This window comes from Maribacter arcticus (assembly GCF_900167935.1).
GTDB classification, from domain to species: Bacteria; Bacteroidota; Bacteroidia; order Flavobacteriales; family Flavobacteriaceae; genus Maribacter; species Maribacter arcticus.
This window is the reverse complement of record NZ_FUYL01000011.1, coordinates 163,164-182,191: the sequence shown is the minus strand read 5'-3', so window position 1 is coordinate 182,191 and position 19,028 is coordinate 163,164. Positions and strand designations below refer to the sequence as shown.

Here is a 19,028-nt window from a genome sequence, read left to right as displayed (position 1 = left end):
AAAACAAATAGAAACAATAAGTCGTTCTAAGCTGTTTCTATTAAATAAGTTACAATCTCCTCTAATTCTTCCTCTAAGGTAGATTTCGGAAAAGACTTTTCTGCTAACCGGTACCAATAGCCCGCATTAAAATGGTCGCCTTCTTTTCGGTGTAAATACGCATGTAACCAACTACCTAATTTACTATGCATATCTTGGGCGATATTGTGCGAAGATTCCCAATCTCCCTTTGCATCAAACCACATTGCTTTTAAAGCTTCTGGCCATTGTTCTGGAACTAGCGTTAGTTCTAAACTATTCTTAAATTCGAGATAGGTTTTGGGCATCATTGTACCACACGTTTAATCAGCTTCTCAACAGTTAAGCCTTGTCCTATTATCGAAAATACGACTATGATATATGTGATTACCAAAAAAGCGTCTCTAAACATATCATCTGATAATCCTAAAGCTAAGGCTATTGATATACCCCCACGCAATCCGCCCCAAGTCATTATCAAATTAGTTCTCGGCACGAAATCAAGCTTCTTTTCAAAGAATTTGATAGGTAGCAACAAGGAAAGGTATCGACATATCAAAACTAATGGAATAGCTAATAATCCGGCAATTACATATTCAGTCTTAAATGACAGAACCAACATTTCCATCCCTATAAGAACGAACAATAGTGTATTCAATAGAATATCTAACAATTCCCAAAATTTATCCACATAGGTTTCGGTAGTTTCAGACATTGCAGAATTACGCACGGTATCATTACCAACGACCAAACCTGCAGCCACCATAGCCAAAGGGGCTGATAAGTGAAATTTCTGTGCAATTAAAGTACCTACCATGACAGTTGCCAATGTAATAATGACCTCGATGTCATAATCATCAATGGACTTCATTAATTTGTAAGTACCCCAGCCTAATGCCAACCCAAGTGCTAGACCGCCTATGACCTCAACACCAAAAAGTTCAAGAATTTCTAAAGGCCCCACAGCTGTTTCACCAGCCGAAGCCAACTGAAATATAGTAAGAAAAACCACAACTCCTACTCCATCATTAAATAGTGATTCGCCTACAATCTTGGTTTCTAACTGTTTTGGTGCTCCAGCTTTTTTAAGTATTCCCAAAACTGCAATGGGGTCTGTGGGTGATATTAGTGATCCAAAAAGTAGACAGTAAATAAAATTGATATCCATTCCCAATAACTGCAATAAATAGTACATGCTTGTACCTACTAAAAAAGTGGAGACCAAGACCCCTAGAGTAGAAAATACCAGAATAGGCCAACGCTGCACTTTTAATTGATCAAAATTAGTATGAAGTGCCCCTGCAAATAGCAAAAAACTCAACATTATATCTAGTAAAACAGATTTAAAATCTATCTGATCAATGATATAGCGCTCAGCATTAATAAGGGTATCGTCAACATAACCTATACCAAAGACTACCAATGTAAAAACAATAGTGATGAGCATAAGCCCAATACTATTGGGGAGTTTTAAAAACCGCGCATTTAAATAACCGAAAATGGCCGATAGAAATACTAATACTGAAATTATCGTAAAAACATCCATAGTAACTTATGCTATCATATTTATAAAATCTTGTTCACTGATAATAGGTATATCTAAGCTTTCTGCCTTTGTACGTTTACTAGGCCCCATCTTATCACCTGCCACTAAATAGCTTGTCTTAGAAGATATAGAAGAGCCAACCTTACCCCCATTATCCTCTATTTTCTTCTTGAGATCATCTCTACTCAATATTTCAAAAACTCCAGATACCACAAAAGTTTTTCCTGCCAAGGTATCGGTCAGATTTTCTAACTTATCTGCAGAAAGCTCTAATTGTACACCATAACTTCGTAATCTTTCTATGGCACCAATATTTTTTTCATTTGCAAAAAAGTCAATGACACTCTGTGCGATACGCTCACCTATTTCATCTACTGCAGTTAAATGTTCTAAAGATGCTTCTTTTAAGGCATCAATATTTTTATATGCCTTCGCTAATTTTTTAGCAACAGTTTCACCAACAAACCGAATACCTAATGCAAACAAAACTCTTTCAAACGGAACGTTAACCGAATCAGCTACGCCTTTAACCAAGTTTTCGGCAGATTTCTCAGCCATACGCTCTAGTGGCAAAACATCTTCCTTTGTTAATCGATATAAATCAGCGTAATCTTTAATAAGTCCTTCTTTAAAAAGCAATTCTACGGTCTCCCCTCCTAGACCTTCAATATCCATAGCCTTTCGCGAAATAAAATGTTGAATACGACCAGTTATTTGTGGAGGACATCCATATTCATTTGGACAATAGTGCTTGGCATCACCTTCGCTACGTGTTAATTCGGTTCCGCATTCCGGACATTGGTGTATATATTGGGTAGGTTCTGAATCGGCCGGTCTTTTCGTTAAATCGACAGCAATTATTTTAGGGATAATTTCACCTCCCTTTTCAACGAACACCGTATCTCCTACTCTAATATCTAATTTTTCAATCTGGTCAGCATTATGTAATGAGGCCCTTTTTACGGTAGTGCCAGCCAACAATACTGGTTCTAAGTTCGCTACAGGTGTAATGGCTCCAGTACGTCCTACTTGATACGTTATTTCATTTAAGACAGTAAAGACCTGCTCTGCTTTAAATTTATAAGCCATGGCCCATCGGGGAGATTTTGCAGTATACCCTAACTCCTCTTGATTCTGCAAACTATTAACTTTAATAACAACCCCATCGGTTTCGTATGGTAACTCATGACGTTTTACATCCCACTCTTCTACAAAAGCCATTACTTCATCTGTCGTTTTACAAAGCTTTGCAACAGTTGGAACTTTAAAACCCCATTCCCTTGCTTTTTCTAACATTTGAAACTGGGTATCAATCCCTAAATCTCTGCCAATGATACCGTACAACAAACACTCTAAAGGCCGTTGTGCAACCAAACTGCTATCCTGTAATTTTAAACTACCTGAAGCTGTATTTCTAGGATTCATATAGGCCTCTTCGCCATTGGCTAAACGTTCTTCGTTCATCTTCATAAAACCATCGAACGGTAAAACAATTTCACCTCGTATGTCAAACTTTAGCGGGAAATCACCTTTTAATTGAAGCGGTACCGACTTAATCGTTTTAATATTATTAGTAACGTCATCACCTTGTATACCATCACCACGTGTAACTGCCCTTACAAGTTTACCATTTTCATAAGTAATACTGATGGATGCGCCATCATACTTTAATTCACATGTAAAGGCAACAGGTAAATCGCCTAAATTACGCTGAATACGTTTTTCCCAATCCTCTAAATCTTCTTTAGAATATGAATTATCTAAAGAATACATACGATGCTCATGCACTACCGTTTCAAAATTCTTGGTAATCATTCCACCTACTCGTAAAGAAGGAGAACTTGCATCGTACAACTCTGGGTGCTTTGTTTCCAACTCCTGTAATTCCTTAAGTTTCATATCAAACTCAAAATCAGAAATAGTCGGATTATCTAACACATAGTAATTGTAATTATGCTCGCGTAATTCTTTTCTAAGCTCTTTTATTCTCGCTTCCATAGTATTTATAGTTGCTCTTTTTTTATCCATTTTGGAGTTGGCAATGGGTGATATTGCTTCATTTTCTCCAATAAATTTTCAATATTCGTGTCTACTAGAATGGTGTTTAAGTGGTCATTTTTCACAAAACCTTCTGTAACCATTTGTTGCATCATATTTATTAAGGGGTCATAAAAACCATTGGTGTTCAATATTCCTATAGGGTACTGGTGTAAACCCAATTGTGACCATGTCAACATTTCAAAAAATTCTTCAAGCGTACCAAAACCACCAGGCAACATGATAATGCCATCAGATAAATCATGCATTTTCAATTTACGTTCTTGCATGTTTTGGGTAACAATCAATTCGGTCAAACCTTCATGAAATACCTCTTTCAGTGTTAAAAACTCAGGTATAACGCCAATTACTTTGCCTCCATTAGTTAAAGCACCTTCAGCAACTTTACCCATAATGCCAATTTTGGCTCCGCCGTAAACCAATTGAATATTCTTCTTTGCAAAGGTCTCGCCCAATTCATAGGCATTCGATGCATAAACAGCATTAGCTCCTTCACTACTACCACAAAAAACAACTATACTTTTCATCTTATTATTCCTTTAAGCATTCGGTCATTACCATACATATCTTGTTTCAATTTTATAGTATGAAATTCATACTCTTTTAGAAGCGCTATCATTTCTTTACCTAGAAATTGATTAATCTCTAAATACAAGCTGCCTTTATCATTCAAATGTTTAGCTGCGAAAATAACAATTGCCCTATAAAATTTTAAAGGATCTTCATCTGGCACAAATAACGCAATACTTGGTTCATGGTTAATAACATTATTTTGCATCTCGGCCTTTTCTAATTCTCTTACATAAGGCGGGTTCGATACAATTATGTCATAGGTACATTCATAATCTAGATTAAGTATATCCGCTTGAAAAAAAACAACTTGAGTGCAATGAATTTTGTTATTCTCCTGAGCTACTTCAAGAGCATCCAACGAAATATCTAATCCATATACATTTGCATTAGATAAGTTTTTAGCTATAGAAATAGGAATACAGCCACTACCTGTGCCCATATCTAAAATGGTCAAAACCTGTTCAGTTTTCTCGTTGTCTTCTAAAACCCAACGCACTAATTCTTCGGTTTCTGGCCTCGGAATTAGAACATGTGAATTGACCTTAAAATCCATCTCCATAAAATAGCTGCTTCCTATAATATGTTGAATAGGACGTTCTAACTTCAATTCAGATAAGGCGTTAAAAATGATAGTTTCTTGTTCTTTATCTATAACTAGTTCTGGTTGAATTGCTAAAATGAAGCGCTCTAAATTAAAATAGTGCTCAATTAATAGGTAGAAAAAACTAGAGACTTCATCCTTGCCATAAAGCACATCTAATTCTAAATGAAATATATTTTTAATTTCCCTTAAAAGCACAGTTATAATGTTTTAAGCATCCAAACCGGACAAGAATAATGACCCGTATCACCCATTGGAGCATCAATGTAATCGAAACCCATTCTCTTATACAGTTTTTGCGCAGCTTCCATGTATGGCATGGTTTCTAAATAACACCCTTCGAAGCCGTATTCTTTAGCACGTTCTAAACAAGTGTTTATCATTTTATTACCAATACCCTTACCCCTAGCTGCTTCAAGAAAATACATTTTCTGAAGTTCACAAATATTGCCTTCATAGTTATCTAATTGGGCAACCCCTGCACATCCTAAAATAACACCATTTTCTTCGACAACAAAGTAAGTAGCCTTTGGCTTATCGTAGTGTTCAAACATATGGTCTAAGGCAGTATCGGCATAGGCAGTACCAACCTTAGGCACTCCTAAATCTACCAAGACCTTTCTTATGACTGATGCCACTTGAGGATTATCTTCCTTTCTAATTTCACGAATTAATACATTTTCCATATCAATAATGCAATAGGTTTTAAAGTGCTATTTTTGAGGTGTGAAGATACGTGATATGCATATAAAGGTAAAGTTTGATGTCCAATAATAATCTTGATTCCCATAATACCGCACATGCAAAATTAGATTCTTTTTCAACGGATGAGAAATATATGCTGCGTTCTATTCAAATTGCAAAAAACGGACTAGGCACTACTGCTCCTAACCCGATGGTGGGTGCCGTTATTGTTTATAATGACAAAATAATCGGAGAAGGCTATACCAGTGCCTATGGTGGCGCTCATGCTGAGGTAAATGCCATTAATTCAGTTAAGGACATTTCATTGTTAAAATCAGCAACCCTCTATGTAACCCTAGAGCCTTGCTCCCATTTTGGCAAAACACCACCTTGTGCCGATTTAATTGTAAAAATGGGCATACCTAAGGTTGTAATAGGATTAAAAGACCCACATGAAAAAGTAGCTGGTAACGGTATAAAGAAACTTGAACAAGCTGGTTGTAGTGTTCAAGTAGGTATTCTCAAAAAAGAATGTGAAGAACATCACAAAAGATTTCTTACGTATTACACTAAAAAGCGCCCCTTCATTATCTTAAAATGGGCAGAGACGGCAGATGGCTTTATAGCACCAGAGCCAACCCTTAGAGATGAAAAGAAAAAACCTTATTGGATTACCAATAGAAGGTCTAGACAATTAGTACATAAATGGCGTAGCGAAGAGCCAGGTGTTTTAGTGGGAACCAACACTGTACTGGTCGACAATCCTCAATTAAACTTAAGAGATTGGACTGGTAAGCCGCCAACACGAATTATTATAGATAGAACTTTAAAAATTCCAATTGATTTTCATGTTTTTGATGGAAATCAAAGGACAATTATTTGCACTGAAGTTGAAGATGCTAGCCAATATGTTGATCATATCACCTACAAGATTTTAAACTTTGAAACTTCATTACCCCAACAAGTATGTTCATTGCTTTACGAAGAACAGATACAAAGTGTTATAATCGAAGGTGGGTCTAAAACCATAGAAAGTTTTATTGATAATAATTTATGGGATGAAGCTCGAATTTTTAAAGGCACATCAACATTTAAAAAAGGTATTAAAGCACCAAGGATAAAAGGTGTTATTAAAGAACAGGTGCAAATTTCAACGGACCAATTAACCATATTTAAGCCATGATTAAAAATATCATATTTGACTTTGGTGATATTTTCATCAACCTAGACAAGCAAGCACCCTTATTGGAAATGTCAAAATTTGGACTCACCCAAATGACACCAGAACTTGACGCTATCTTTAAAGATTATGAAATGGGGTTGATGGAGTCCGATACTTTTATCAATGCTTTGCAGTCTATTTTTAATGACGCAAGTAGGGCGCAAATTATAGCTGCTTGGAATTCCATTATTTTAGATTTTCCAGAAGAACGGTTAACCTTTATTGAACAACTTAAAAAGGAAAATAGGTATCGATTGTTTTTACTGAGTAATACCAACGACCTTCACATAGAGCAAGTTAAAAAATCGATGGGCTTAGAACGTTTCAAAAGATTTCAAAACTGTTTTGAGCAATTTTATCTATCACAAGAATTGAAGATGCGCAAACCAAATTCAAATATTTATGAGTTTGTACTTCATGAAAATAATCTAGTTGCAAATGAAACCCTATTCATTGATGACTCTAAAGAGAACACCCTAAGTGCTTCGAAATTAGGGATTTTATGTTGGAATTTACAAGTAGGCAAAGAAGATGTTCTTGAAACCTTAAACCATCTTTAAGTGATGTATTTAGTTCTCAGCATTCTGTTTTCAAGCCTAATCTTTGTGATTTTTAAACTGTTCGCTAAATATCAGGTTCAAACAATCTATGCAATAATTCTAAACTACTTTATCGCATGTTTGGTTGGGCTTTTATATAACAATGAACCCTTTGACATTTCAACAATTCCACACAAAAGCTGGTTTTGGGGTAGTATTGCCCTAGGTTTATTGTTTATCGTGATTTTTAATCTAATGGCAGCAACCTCTCAAAAGCTCGGAGTATCTGTAGCATCTGTCGCCACCAAAATGTCTCTTACAATACCCGTGCTTTTCGGAGTTTTCTTTTATAAGGAGGCGCTTGGTATAATAGAAATTACAGGCATAATATTGGCCCTTTTTGCTGTATATTTTACATCGTTAAAAAAGCATAAAATAAAAACTGAGAAATGGGCCTTCATATTACCAGTACTGGTTTTTTTAGGTTCTGGAATTATAGACACCAGTATTAAGTATTTTCAAGAAGTACATATGCCAGAAGAAGAATATGCCCTATTCTCTGCTAGTGTATTTGCTTCTGCCGGAATCTTCGGTGTTTTATTTATAGGTTTTAAATCAATAACCCAACCTATTAAGGTCAATTTAAAAAATGTTATTGGAGGTATTTGCTTAGGTGTTCCTAACTATTTCTCTATTTACTTTTTATTAAAAGCGTTACAACACCCTACTTGGAACAGTGCTTCTGTTTTCACCATGAATAACGTTGCCATTGTTATGTTTTCAACTTTGTTAGGCATTATACTATTTAAAGAAAGGCTGACTATTAAAAATTGGTTTGGTATCGGCATGGCTGTTTTGAGTATTGTTTTGGTTGCATTTGGCCAGCAGTTAATGAATTTTCTATAAACTTGGCAAACTATTTAATATGGACACCTATAGAACTATTTCAAAACCATCGGAACCTATTTTATACAAGGAACGAAAAAGTAAGTTCTATGGGTATTGCTTTCCTGTGACCAATGAAGATGAAGTAAAAGAATATATTGAATGCTTAAAAAAAGAATATCCTACAGCCAACCACGTATGTTATGCTTGGCAAATGGGAATTGAAAACTTATCATACCGTGCAAATGATGATGGAGAACCAAATAATTCAGCCGGAATGCCCATTTATGGTCAATTACAATCTTTTGATGTTACCAATACACTAGTTGCTGTAGTTCGAATTTTTGGTGGAACCAAATTAGGTGTTGGCGGATTAATAAGTGCTTACAAGGAAACTGCGAAGTTAGCTTTGGAAAACGCTACCATAATAAAGAAGGTGTTACAACAACAAGTAGGCGTTTCGTTCGAATATTCAGAAATGGATATAGTTATGCGATTGGTTAAGAAACATCAACTTGAAATTATTTCACAGGACTTACATCTTAAATGTAAAATCGTTCTTTCGATTCCAAAAAGTGAATTTAAAAAAACCTTTAAACTTTTGAAGGCTCATCACAAACTAGATATTAAAGCTGTTGAATAAACTTAAATACGTACTCTTCTTAGTAGTTTAATTTATCTAATAAAAATTGTGGACATTTTGTTGGCCTTTTCCTTTTCATATCCATAAACACCAAAACTGTATTAGCGGTAGCCAATAAATCACCAGCTTCATTAGTTATTTCATAATCAAATTCTATTCTAACTGCAGGTTTTTTTTTCAATATTACTTTAACTGTAATTAAATCATCATACAAAGCAGGTTTTATATAATTGATTGATAAACTTATTACTGGAAGCATTATACCATCTTCTTCCATAGTTTTGTAAGAAATTCCTAACGACCTTAACCATTCAACTCTTGCTAATTCTAAATATTGAGCATAGTTACCATGATATACTACCCCCATCTGGTCTGTTTCACTATACCTTATTCGAAAAGAAATTTCGTTTGTACGCATTTATTTAAAGTAAAAAGTATATATTTAAAATCTCCGCTACTAGCAAGCGAACATGAGAAAAAAAAAGGTCAAATTCAATGCTAATCGATTTTTTTTTTAAATTATTTGTTCACATATTTGCCCAAGTTGAATAAGAGACCTAATTGAAATTTTCAATTAGCTATAACTAAACGCTAACCATTAAAAGTTTAGAATAAATTATGAGTGTTACTGCAAATTCCGTCTGGAAAAACTGTTTGGTGTTTATTAAGGATAATATCCAACCGCAGGCATTCAAAACCTGGTTTGAACCTATTAAGCCAGTTAAATTATCTGAGAACGCTTTAAGTATACAAGTGCCAAGTAAGTTTTTCTACGAATGGCTAGAAGAACACTATGTAAAACTTTTAAAAGTTGCCTTAACAAAGGAATTAGGAGAAACTGCAAAACTGGTCTATATCATTCGTATGGAAAATACCTACGGAAATAAAGAGCCTTTTACAGAAAAAATTCCTAGCTCTAATAGAGGTGCGATGGCGGCTCAAGAAATGGATGTTCCTATCAAATCTAAAAATCCTGAATTAAGAAATCCGTTTGTTATACCAGGAATTAGAAATATAAAGATAGAATCACAGCTAAATCCGAATTATAATTTTGATAATTTCTTAGAAGGAGATTCTAACCGTTTGGCGCGTTCTGCTGGTATGGCAGTCGCTAATAAACCAGGAGGAACTTCTTTTAATCCTTTATTAGTATTTGGTGGTGTAGGTTTAGGAAAAACACATTTAGCGCATGCCATTGGTGTTGAAATAAAGGATAAATATCCTGAGCGAACCGTACTTTATATATCTGCTGAGAAATTCACACAACAGTATATTGAATCTGTAAAGAAGAACACTAGAAATGATTTCATTCATTTCTATCAATTAATAGATGTACTTATCATTGATGATGTACAGTTTTTATCTGGAAAATCTGGTACACAAGACGTATTCTTCCATATTTTCAACCATTTACATCAAAATGGTAAGCAAGTAATACTTACTTCAGATAAAGCTCCTGTTGACATGCAGGATATTGAACAACGTCTTTTATCTCGTTTTAAATGGGGACTATCCGCAGAATTGCAAAGTCCTGATTACGAAACAAGAATCTCTATATTAAAGAACAAGTTATATAGAGATGGTGTTGAAATTCCTGAAGACATCATAGAATATGTTGCAAAGCATATAAAAACTAACATTAGGGAACTTGAAGGAGCCATTATTTCTTTAATTGCTCAGTCTACCTTAAACAAAAGAGAAGTCACAATAGAACTTGCTCAACAAGTTGTAGAGAAATTTGTCAAGAATACGAAAAGAGAAGTATCTATCGACTATATACAAAAGGTAGTTTCTGATTACTTTGAAATGGATGTAGCTACTTTGCAATCTAAAACAAGAAAGAGACATATTGTACAGGCAAGACAGTTAGCCATGTTCTTTGCTAAGAAATTCACTAAAGCTTCTTTAGCGAGTATAGGCTCTCAAATAGGTAAAAGAGATCACGCCACTGTTTTACATGCGTGTAAGACTGTAGATAACTTAGCAGAAACCGATAAGCAATTTCGTAAGTATATTGATGACTTAACAAAGAAATTCTCTTAATACCACTACCCCATGAATGTGTTGATGGTTTGCCTAGGTAATATCTGTAGGTCTCCATTGGCAGAAGGTATTCTTAAATCAAAAGTAAATTCAACACAAACATTTGTAGACTCAGCAGGCACTGCCGGCTATCATGTAGGCAACCCTCCTGATCCGAGGTCAATAAAGGTCGCGCATGATTACGGTATCAACATAAGCAACCAACGCTGTAGGAGGTTCACCATTTCAGATTTTGATTCTTTTGATTTAATTTACGTCATGGATAAAAGTAATTATGCCGACATTACAAGATTAGCAAGAAATAAATCGGACGCAGAAAAGGTTAAACTAATTTTAAGTGAAATTAATTCAAATAACGAGGAGGTCCCCGATCCTTATCATGATTCTGATGATGGTTTTAAAAAAGTTTATATAATGATTGACAAAGCTTGCACGCTTATAGCAGCAAGAATAGAAAATAAATAAATGAGCACAAAAAACGGGAAAACAGGAAATGTATATTTAATACCATCTACATTAGGTGATATGGAACCATTAGAGGTATTACCTATTTCAATTAAGCAAACTATTGAGCAATTAGATTACTATATAGTTGAAAATGAAAAAACAGCTCGTCATTTTATCAAAAAAATAAGTCCGAGGAAATCTCAACCCTCATTAAAGCTTTCTGTATTAAATAAGTTTACCGAGGCACAAGAAATTCCAACTTTTCTTAATCCATGCTTCGAAGGTTTTGATGTTGGCATACTTTCAGAAGCTGGTTGTCCTGGTATTGCTGACCCTGGTGCTGCCGTTGTTAAAATAGCTCATGAAAAGAATATTCAGGTAATACCTTTGGTTGGCCCCTCCTCTATTTTATTAGCTTTAATGGCTAGCGGAATGAACGGTCAAAATTTTGCCTTTAATGGCTACCTACCAATTGATAGTACTGAGCGTAAAAAATATATCAAAAATTTAGAACGAAAATCAAAGGAAGACAATCAGTCCCAAATATTCATTGAAACTCCGTACCGTAATAATAAAATGCTTGAGGAACTTATAAAATCTTTAGCACCGAGTACGCGAATTTGTGTTGCAGCAGATATTACCCTACCGACGGAATATATTAAAACCAAAACTGCAATCAATTGGAAAAATGAAAATGTCGACCTTCATAAAAGGCCGGCTATTTTTATTATTCATGCATAAAAAAACCCTGGCAATAAACTGCCAAGGTTTCCTATTTTCATATCTACTTAAACTTTTAAATTCTTGGATTGCGTTTCGGCAAAATCATAGAAATATCATATCCCGAGAACTTTTTCATATAGTGGGATATACTAGTACCATAACCATCCATAATTTCCATACGACCTTGCGAGCGTAAATATAATTTAACGTTGCCTGGGCCTGCAAGATGTGCTGCTGCCAATATACCTGATTCGGTAATTTCTATTCCGCGCATGTGCACCCCAACATATCGTTTAATATCCTTTCTTAAAATCCATTTGTTTCTAGAGATATTTACATTGAAAACTTTCTCTTGAAGAATTGGATCATTTAAAAAATGATTTCCGTCGTAAACACCAACTAATTCTAGTGTACCTAGCCCAAATTGATATTTTCCTAAATAACCATAGCTATTTATAGCAAAATAATTTCCTTGAGACTCTTTAAAGGCCAATGCCTCTTTAAAGCCTATATACTGACTACCAAGAAAAGGGGGAGCAATTTGATAATTCGATAAAAAAGATTCGTCTTGAGGAAACGAAACTAAAGTAGGTTCTTTTACTTTAAGCAACTCCGGCACTTCAACCTTAAAGGGTTTGAAACCGAAACCAGATAAAATAAACATCATAATTAGAGGACAACAAATTAATATCCATCTTCTCATACTTGTTATTTCTTAAGACTAATGGCGAACACTATTTGCCTGCTTAAATTTCTTTTACAAAGGTATCAGGGAAATTATAGTAGTTTAAGAAGGTTCTGTTAAAAGAATACAGTTTTAGTTAACAAGTGCTAAAATTCGGACAATAAACCTATCTCTTGATTTTTTGTGCATTTATCCATCGGATGTATTGCTCTTTATTTCGGTTGTGTTGCGTTAAGTTCTCTGCAAACATGTGATATCCGAATTTTTCTACATTTGCCACAAAATAATAGTAATTATGTTTTTTAGGGTTCAATACCGCATCAATAGCCGTAATATCGGGCATGGTAATCGGTCCTGGAGGTATACCTGCATACTTATATGTATTATAGGGAGAATCCATTTCTAAATCTTTATACAATACTCGCTTAATTATGGTGTCAAAATTACCTGTCTCCTTTTTTATAGCATAAATAACCGTTGGATCTGCCTGCAGTAACATTCCTTTTTTTAACCTATTTAAATACACTCCAGCTACTGTTGGCCGCTCATCAACCTTTGCAGTTTCTTTATGTACTATTGACGCTAATGCAATTACTTCGTTAGGTTGTAAACCCAATACTTTCGCTTTTTCAATTCTAACATCGTTCCAAAATCGATTATATTCTTTTAACATTCTATCCCTAAAGGCTATTGCAGATGTGTTCCAGAAAAACTCATAACTATTGGGGATATAAGGCGAAATCAAATTATCCACATTAAATCCGTTAGAATTTAAAAACTCCGTGTCCTTAAAAGCAGCAACCAATGAACTACTATCTGCCTCTATCTGACTTGCAATCCTACCTGCCAAATCATTTACACTCTCTTGATTATTAAAAGAAACTTTTACAGGTATATTACCACTTCGTAATGAATTAACAATCTCGTTATTATTCATACCCTTGGCAATCTTATATCTACCTGCTTTTATATTGTTTAAGTAGCCCTTTCTATTCGCAGCAGATTTGAAGGCATCAAAGTCCTTAAGTAATGGTGATAACACTTTTTCTAAATCATTCTCAGAAACATCGGTTGGTATAAAAACAAATTCTTCATCATCATTGAAACTAGTATTAGGTGTGAAAAATGTACCATAAGCAATGTAAGCTAAAATGCCGCCACCAATTAGACCTACTAGAACTACACCTAGTAAAATACGCTTGAAACTCATTTTTTATTTATTTTTTGCAGTAAAACCTCGTTCTTAAAGGTATTCTTTACACGAACCCAATCTTTTTTAATACCTACTTCTACGAAACCTAATTTTTTAAACAGATGCATGCTTGCTAAATTCTCTTCTAAAATATTGGCATATATCTGTCTTAACCCTAGTACATCAAAAACATAATTATTTAATAAGGTAATAGACTCAGCCCCAATTCCTTTATTTCTTCGTTCTGTATCTAGAATAATTATACCTATGCCTGCTCGTTTATGATTTGGTTCAAAATCAAAAATATCTATCAATCCAATTGCTTTATCCTGTAAATCGCTAATTACCAGACGTAATTGCTTCACATCATAAATATCTCGATGAGCATTATCTAAATAGAGTTGTAACACACTTTTGGAGTACGGTGCAATTGTACCGCTAACCTCCCAAACATCGGTATTATTTTCAAGTTCATATAAAAAATCTAGGTCCTCTTGTTCTAAGGCCCTTAGATAAATCTGCTTTCCTATTAATTTTACCACGTTAGCTCACCTTTAAAAACTTGTTTCGCCTCTCCTTTTAAATAGATATTACTATACAAACCGTTTTGTTCATCAAAAGAAACTTCTAGATTGCCTCCTACTGCTTTAATTGGAACAATCTTTTTCTTTGTTTTCCCCATATGATACATACTTAAGGCAACAGCAGTTACACCTGTACCACAAGATAATGTTTCATCTTCAACACCTCGTTCGTAGGTACGTATATCGAATCCTCCTGATTCGTTTTGTTCTACAAAATTGATATTACTACCCTTTTCACCATAAACCCCATACCGTAAACGTGCACCTTCCTTAAACACATTAAATGATTTCAATTCTTTAACCAATTGCACATGATGCGGAGACCCTGTATTTAGGTAAAGAGCATTTTGCTTTTTACTTATTTCTTGCACATCCGTCATTTTCAAACTCACAACATCTCCTTCAATACTAGCTTCATGTAATCCATCCACAGCTATAAAAACCGTTTTATTCCTAATTATGCCAAGAAAATATGCAAATGCGACAATACATCTTCCACCATTCCCACACATACTTCCTTCTCTACCATCAGAATTAAAATACACCATTTTAAAATCTGTTTTTTCATCATCTTCTAATAAAATCAATCCATCAGACCCTACACCAAATTTACGATCACAGATACTTGCAACCAAACTCACATCGTCTTTCGGAAATTCGTTTTTGCGATTATCAAACATCACAAAATCATTACCGGTTCCTTGATATTTATAAAAAGTATATTTCATGTTAGCTTATAGACACAAAGATAGGATATAATTAAGTTTTTAATAGTAGTTAAAAAGTAGTTAAACGCGTATCAAAGAGCATAAAAACAAGTAATTTTGTGTCGAATACGTTAAAACACTAAAGATTATGAAAAGATTAGCAAGTCTGCTACTTGTATCTGTATTTGCAGGCGCAATTACGTTGGGCGCTTATAAATTCTTTTTCGAAAAAGATAATTTTACCATTATTTCACAAGAAAATGGCAATGGTGTTTTTAACACCAACTATACCCCAACTTCTGCAAGTGGTTCTGGAATTAATGAAGTAGATTTTACCATAGCTGCAGAAAATACAGTTAATGCGGTTGTTCATGTTATGAATATCACTTTAAGCAATGGCCCTACCAGCATATTAGATTTTTTCTATGGGTCGAGCGGTAGTCCTGTACCTCAAGTAGGAACCGGCTCTGGAGTAATAATTTCTTCTGACGGATATATAGTTACCAATAACCATGTTATAAGTAGAGCAAATCAACTACAGGTAACATTAAATAACAACAAAACATACAACGCTGAATTAATAGGTGCTGATCCAAATTCAGATATTGCTTTAATTAAAATAGATACCGATGAAAAGTTACCTTATTTAGCATTTGGTGATTCTGACCAAACAAAAATTGGAGAATGGGTTTTAGCTGTAGGCAATCCATTCAACCTAACCTCTACCGTAACCGCAGGTATTATTAGTGCAAAAGCACGTAATCTTGGAAAAAATCAATCTTTTATACAAACTGATGCTGCTGTTAACCCAGGAAATTCAGGGGGAGCTTTAGTAAATACAAACGGAGATTTAGTAGGTATTAATACTGCTATCACTTCTCAAACAGGATCTTATGTAGGTTATTCATTTGCTGTACCTAGTAATATTGCAAAAAAGGTAATTCAAGATATTCTAGAATATGGTAATGTTCAAAAAGGCTTTATGGGTATTAGACCTGCCCCTACAAATACAAGAGATGCCATTGAAAAAGGAATCAACAATATTGATGGAGTTTATATTGAATTAATTGAAGAGGAATCTGCTGCACAAGAAGCAGGTATTGAAATTGGAGATATTATTAAAAAGGTTGATGAAATAGCAGTACACAAATACCCAGACCTAACAGGATACCTTTCAACTAAAAGACCTGGCGACACCTTAGCCTTTGTGATTGATAGAAAAAATGAGATATTGCATATACCTCTAACATTAAAGGAAAGACAAACATTAGTAGTTCCAGAAATGGGCTTAGAAGTAAAGAACCTTACTGCACATGACAAAAAGGTTTACAAAACTAAAACTGGCGTCAAGATAATAGGAGTACCTGAAAGATATAGAGGATACGGATTATCTGAAAAAGTAATAGTAAAAATAGATGATATTGAAATTGGCAACATTGATGATGCTTATAATGCCTTTGGAGGAATCTCAAAATATGATAAAACGGTTATTACAATGTTAGGACCTAACGGAGAACGAGACCGGCTTATCTTTCAATAAGAAAACGCTAAAAAATACAGCCTTCGTAAAAACGAAGGCTTTTTGTTGAAAATTATTTAAATAAGGCGCTTAAATTTTCTAGTTTTGTGCGAATTCTAAAAATCAATCAATTATTATGGCTCCACAAACTACATTTGAAAAAGAGCTGGCCTTTCAAGCAGACCGAAGAAAAGCAACTACTGAATTCATAAAAATTGTTAGTGATCTTTGGTACGATAAATCTATTGAAATTGTACTTTTCAAAAACCAGGTTATTGATAAAAACGTAAGTGATATTATACATTTACATGAGTACGCAGGTGAATTTGTACAAAAGCCAATTTCTATCTTCGATTCGGTAGAAATATTACGTTCAATAGCCGATATTCCTTTGCCACCTTCTAAACTAGACATTGGTAAATTAACTTATGAATATCATTCAGATAATAATCTTTTAAGCAATGTAAAAGCATTTGTAATAGATAGACTTAAAACTGCTCAAGACTTTAAAAGCATAGAACCTAAAGATGTAGTTCTTTACGGTTTTGGAAGAATTGGCCGATTGGTAGCTAGAGAATTAATGACTAAAACCGGTAAAGGAAATCAATTAAGACTTAGAGCAATTGTTGTTCGCGGTAAGCCAACAAGTGAAAACCTAGAAAAAAGAGCAAGCCTTTTAAGAACTGATTCTGTTCACGGTATTTTTAACGGTACGGTAAAGGTTGATCATGAAAACCAAAAACTTATTATAAATGGCACTACGGTACACGTTATCTATGCTAATATGCCCGAAGAAATTGATTACACAGAATATGGAATAAAAAATGCTTTGATTATTGACAATACCGGTGCTTTTCGAGATAAGGAACAATTAGAAAGACATCTTAAAGCGAATGGTGCCTCAAAAGTACTTTTAACAGCACCTGGTAAGAATATTGCTAACATCGTACATGGTGTAAATCATTTAGAGTATGATCCAGATAATACTGAATTATTTTCTGCCGCATCTTGCACAACAAATGCTATAACACCAATTTTAAAAGCTGTCGAAGAGACCTTTGGCATAGTGAAAGGTCACTTAGAAACCATTCATGCATATACTAACGACCAAAACCTAGTCGATAATATGCATGGGAAATATAGAAGAGGTCGGGCTGCTGCCTTAAACATGGTCATAACCGAAACAGGTGCTGGCCAAGCAGTTGCTAAAGCGTTACCTTCATTAAAAGGAAAGTTGACATCCAATGCTATTAGAGTGCCTGTTCCGAACGGTTCATTGGCAATTCTAAATCTAGAAATAAATCAAAAAACTTCATTAGATGGCGTAAACACCATGATTAAGAAATACGCACTTGAAGGGGATTTGGTAGAACAAATAAAATATTCCCTAGATAAAGAACTTGTTTCTTCAGATATTATAGGTACTTCTGCACCATCAATTTACGATAGTATGGCTACCATAGTTTCTAGTACAGGTAAAAATATTATTCTTTATATATGGTATGACAATGAATATGGTTATTCACACCAGGTCATTAGATTAGCAAAGTATATTGCAAAGGTTCGCCGTTATACATATTACTAATTTTAAAAAGAAAACGTCTATTTCATGATAGCGTACGTAGTTAAATAACCAGTGATAACGTTTATTCATTTTTTTTTATAATTTGACTTTAATGAAGTACTTTAGTCATCTCTAAATCATTTATTTTAACCTAAGAATCTATTTCATGAAATTCTATAGAATACTACTACTAGTGGCGTTTCTTTTCGTCGCTAACCAACAATTTGCACAAGACGATGGGGAAGAAGACGATAAGTTGTCTTTAGATGAAGGACCTATCAGCAATCAGTTTGACTATATCGCAAAGCGTTCTGGTAATTATAGGGCTGATGGTGTTAGATATGAGGTGGTAAAAGAAACCAACCTTTTTAAGATACGTAAAAATGTATTGGACTCAATTGCTGCAATGAATAAAAAGACTGGTGAGTTAAAGTCTACCATAGCTGAACATGAGACCACTATAACTTCTTTGAATAAAAAATTAGAAGAGACAACTACTAATCTTAGCACAGTTACTGAAGAAAAAGATAGCATGTCATTCATTGGCATTCCGGTTTCTAAAGGAACTTATAATTTTATTCTTTGGACAATTATTGGAGGTTTATTTCTTTTATTAGGCTTGTTTATTTATAGGTTTAGAAACAGTAATATACTAACCCAAGAAGCGAAGCAAAATCTTTCTGAACTAGAGGTTGAATATGAAGACCATAGGAGAAGAGCACTAGAACGTGAGCAGAAGATTAGTAGGCAGCTACAAGATGAAATCAACAAACAGAAGAAAACTAAATAATTAAA

Annotated in this window: 21 protein-coding genes; 10 read left to right on the top strand and 11 right to left on the bottom strand. The window is 34.4% G+C overall.

The annotated features are described in order from the left end of the window. Positions 1 to 26 precede the first annotated feature (26 nt). The 6 genes from B5X55_RS16625 to B5X55_RS16605 are packed head-to-tail and all read right to left on the bottom strand — an operon-like array spanning position 27 to position 5,482. Positions 27 to 329, bottom strand: coding sequence for a hypothetical protein (locus tag B5X55_RS16625; protein WP_079513955.1), 303 nt, complete (start codon positions 327 to 329; stop codon positions 27 to 29). Next, the gene (locus tag B5X55_RS16620; protein WP_079513953.1) at positions 326 to 1,564 is read right to left on the bottom strand and encodes a cation:proton antiporter; all 1,239 of its coding nucleotides are present in this window, start codon (positions 1,562 to 1,564) and stop codon (positions 326 to 328) included. Before B5X55_RS16620 ends, B5X55_RS16625 begins: the two co-directional genes overlap by 4 nt. Before the next feature lie 6 nt (positions 1,565 to 1,570). Beyond that, on the bottom strand, positions 1,571 to 3,592 hold the full coding sequence (gene ligA, locus B5X55_RS16615) for an NAD-dependent DNA ligase LigA (RefSeq protein ID WP_234999775.1): 2,022 nt from the start codon (positions 3,590 to 3,592) through the stop codon (positions 1,571 to 1,573). Beyond that, positions 3,568 to 4,149, bottom strand: a complete 582-nt coding sequence (locus B5X55_RS19070) for an LOG family protein (RefSeq protein WP_143814524.1) — start codon at positions 4,147 to 4,149, stop codon at positions 3,568 to 3,570. Before B5X55_RS19070 ends, ligA begins: the two co-directional genes overlap by 25 nt. Then, a complete protein-coding gene (prmC, locus tag B5X55_RS19065) occupies positions 4,146 to 4,994 on the bottom strand; it encodes a peptide chain release factor N(5)-glutamine methyltransferase (protein WP_143814523.1) in 849 nt (282 codons plus the stop codon). The genes B5X55_RS19070 and prmC overlap by 4 nt, the downstream gene beginning before the upstream one ends. A 2-nt stretch (positions 4,995 to 4,996) precedes the next feature. After that, positions 4,997 to 5,482, bottom strand: a complete 486-nt coding sequence (locus B5X55_RS16605) for a GNAT family N-acetyltransferase (protein WP_079513951.1) — start codon at positions 5,480 to 5,482, stop codon at positions 4,997 to 4,999. A 152-nt stretch (positions 5,483 to 5,634) separates the two neighbouring features. Here B5X55_RS16605 and ribD point away from each other — a divergent pair, with 152 nt between their 5' ends. From ribD to B5X55_RS16585, 4 genes are read left to right on the top strand one after another with little or no spacing between them, the layout of a single operon-like run. Next, a complete protein-coding gene (ribD, locus tag B5X55_RS16600) occupies positions 5,635 to 6,663 on the top strand; it encodes a bifunctional diaminohydroxyphosphoribosylaminopyrimidine deaminase/5-amino-6-(5-phosphoribosylamino)uracil reductase RibD (protein ID WP_079514007.1) in 1,029 nt (342 codons plus the stop codon). Next, positions 6,660 to 7,262 carry an HAD-IA family hydrolase gene (locus B5X55_RS16595; RefSeq protein ID WP_079513949.1) on the top strand — a complete coding sequence of 201 codons (603 nt, stop codon included), beginning with the start codon at positions 6,660 to 6,662 and terminating at the stop codon, positions 7,260 to 7,262. Before ribD ends, B5X55_RS16595 begins: the two co-directional genes overlap by 4 nt. Positions 7,263 to 7,265: 3 nt before the next feature. Then, on the top strand, positions 7,266 to 8,147 hold the full coding sequence (locus B5X55_RS16590; protein WP_317042735.1) for an EamA family transporter: 882 nt from the start codon (positions 7,266 to 7,268) through the stop codon (positions 8,145 to 8,147). A gap of 19 nt (positions 8,148 to 8,166) precedes the next feature. Then, the gene (locus B5X55_RS16585) at positions 8,167 to 8,769 is read left to right on the top strand and encodes an IMPACT family protein (protein WP_079513945.1); all 603 of its coding nucleotides are present in this window, start codon (positions 8,167 to 8,169) and stop codon (positions 8,767 to 8,769) included. Positions 8,770 to 8,788: 19 nt separating this feature from the next. On the opposite strand, the gene B5X55_RS16580 is transcribed toward B5X55_RS16585, so the two are convergent. Further along, entirely contained in the window at positions 8,789 to 9,187 is a 399-nt protein-coding gene (locus B5X55_RS16580; protein ID WP_079513943.1) for an acyl-CoA thioesterase, read from the bottom strand. 200 nt (positions 9,188 to 9,387) lie between these two features. Between B5X55_RS16580 and dnaA the strand changes: the two genes are divergently transcribed. From dnaA to B5X55_RS16565, 3 genes are read left to right on the top strand one after another with little or no spacing between them, the layout of a single operon-like run. Beyond that, the gene (gene dnaA, locus B5X55_RS16575) at positions 9,388 to 10,812 is read left to right on the top strand and encodes a chromosomal replication initiator protein DnaA (RefSeq protein ID WP_068484623.1); all 1,425 of its coding nucleotides are present in this window, start codon (positions 9,388 to 9,390) and stop codon (positions 10,810 to 10,812) included. 12 nt (positions 10,813 to 10,824) lie between these two features. Then, the gene (locus tag B5X55_RS16570) at positions 10,825 to 11,277 is read left to right on the top strand and encodes a low molecular weight protein-tyrosine-phosphatase (protein ID WP_234999774.1); all 453 of its coding nucleotides are present in this window, start codon (positions 10,825 to 10,827) and stop codon (positions 11,275 to 11,277) included. Then, complete coding sequence (locus B5X55_RS16565; RefSeq protein WP_079513941.1) at positions 11,278 to 12,000, top strand: SAM-dependent methyltransferase; 723 nt, start codon at positions 11,278 to 11,280, stop codon at positions 11,998 to 12,000. Between the two features lie 55 nt (positions 12,001 to 12,055). Here the strand turns inward: B5X55_RS16565 and B5X55_RS16560 are convergent, their stop codons facing one another. The 4 genes from B5X55_RS16560 to dapF all read right to left on the bottom strand — a co-directional run bounded on the left by B5X55_RS16560 (position 12,056) and on the right by dapF (position 15,171). Beyond that, positions 12,056 to 12,649, bottom strand: a complete 594-nt coding sequence (locus B5X55_RS16560; protein WP_234999773.1) for a hypothetical protein — start codon at positions 12,647 to 12,649, stop codon at positions 12,056 to 12,058. A gap of 184 nt (positions 12,650 to 12,833) precedes the next feature. After that, positions 12,834 to 13,877 (bottom strand): endolytic transglycosylase MltG, encoded by a 1,044-nt coding sequence (mltG, locus tag B5X55_RS16555; protein WP_079513937.1) that lies wholly within the window; start codon positions 13,875 to 13,877, stop codon positions 12,834 to 12,836. Then, positions 13,874 to 14,401, bottom strand: a complete 528-nt coding sequence (locus B5X55_RS16550) for a GNAT family N-acetyltransferase (RefSeq protein ID WP_079513935.1) — start codon at positions 14,399 to 14,401, stop codon at positions 13,874 to 13,876. The genes mltG and B5X55_RS16550 overlap by 4 nt, the downstream gene beginning before the upstream one ends. Further along, entirely contained in the window at positions 14,395 to 15,171 is a 777-nt protein-coding gene (dapF, locus tag B5X55_RS16545; RefSeq protein ID WP_079513933.1) for a diaminopimelate epimerase, read from the bottom strand. Before dapF ends, B5X55_RS16550 begins: the two co-directional genes overlap by 7 nt. A gap of 127 nt (positions 15,172 to 15,298) precedes the next feature. On the opposite strand from dapF, the gene B5X55_RS16540 reads away from it, so the two are divergent. From B5X55_RS16540 to B5X55_RS16530, 3 genes are all read left to right on the top strand, one after another. Beyond that, positions 15,299 to 16,690 (top strand): S1C family serine protease, encoded by a 1,392-nt coding sequence (locus tag B5X55_RS16540; RefSeq protein ID WP_079513931.1) that lies wholly within the window; start codon positions 15,299 to 15,301, stop codon positions 16,688 to 16,690. A gap of 115 nt (positions 16,691 to 16,805) precedes the next feature. Beyond that, positions 16,806 to 18,254, top strand: a complete 1,449-nt coding sequence (locus tag B5X55_RS16535) for a glyceraldehyde-3-phosphate dehydrogenase (protein WP_079513929.1) — start codon at positions 16,806 to 16,808, stop codon at positions 18,252 to 18,254. A 145-nt stretch (positions 18,255 to 18,399) separates the two neighbouring features. After that, on the top strand, positions 18,400 to 19,023 hold the full coding sequence (locus tag B5X55_RS16530) for a tRNA (guanine-N1)-methyltransferase (protein ID WP_079513927.1): 624 nt from the start codon (positions 18,400 to 18,402) through the stop codon (positions 19,021 to 19,023). Positions 19,024 to 19,028: the final 5 nt, after the last annotated feature.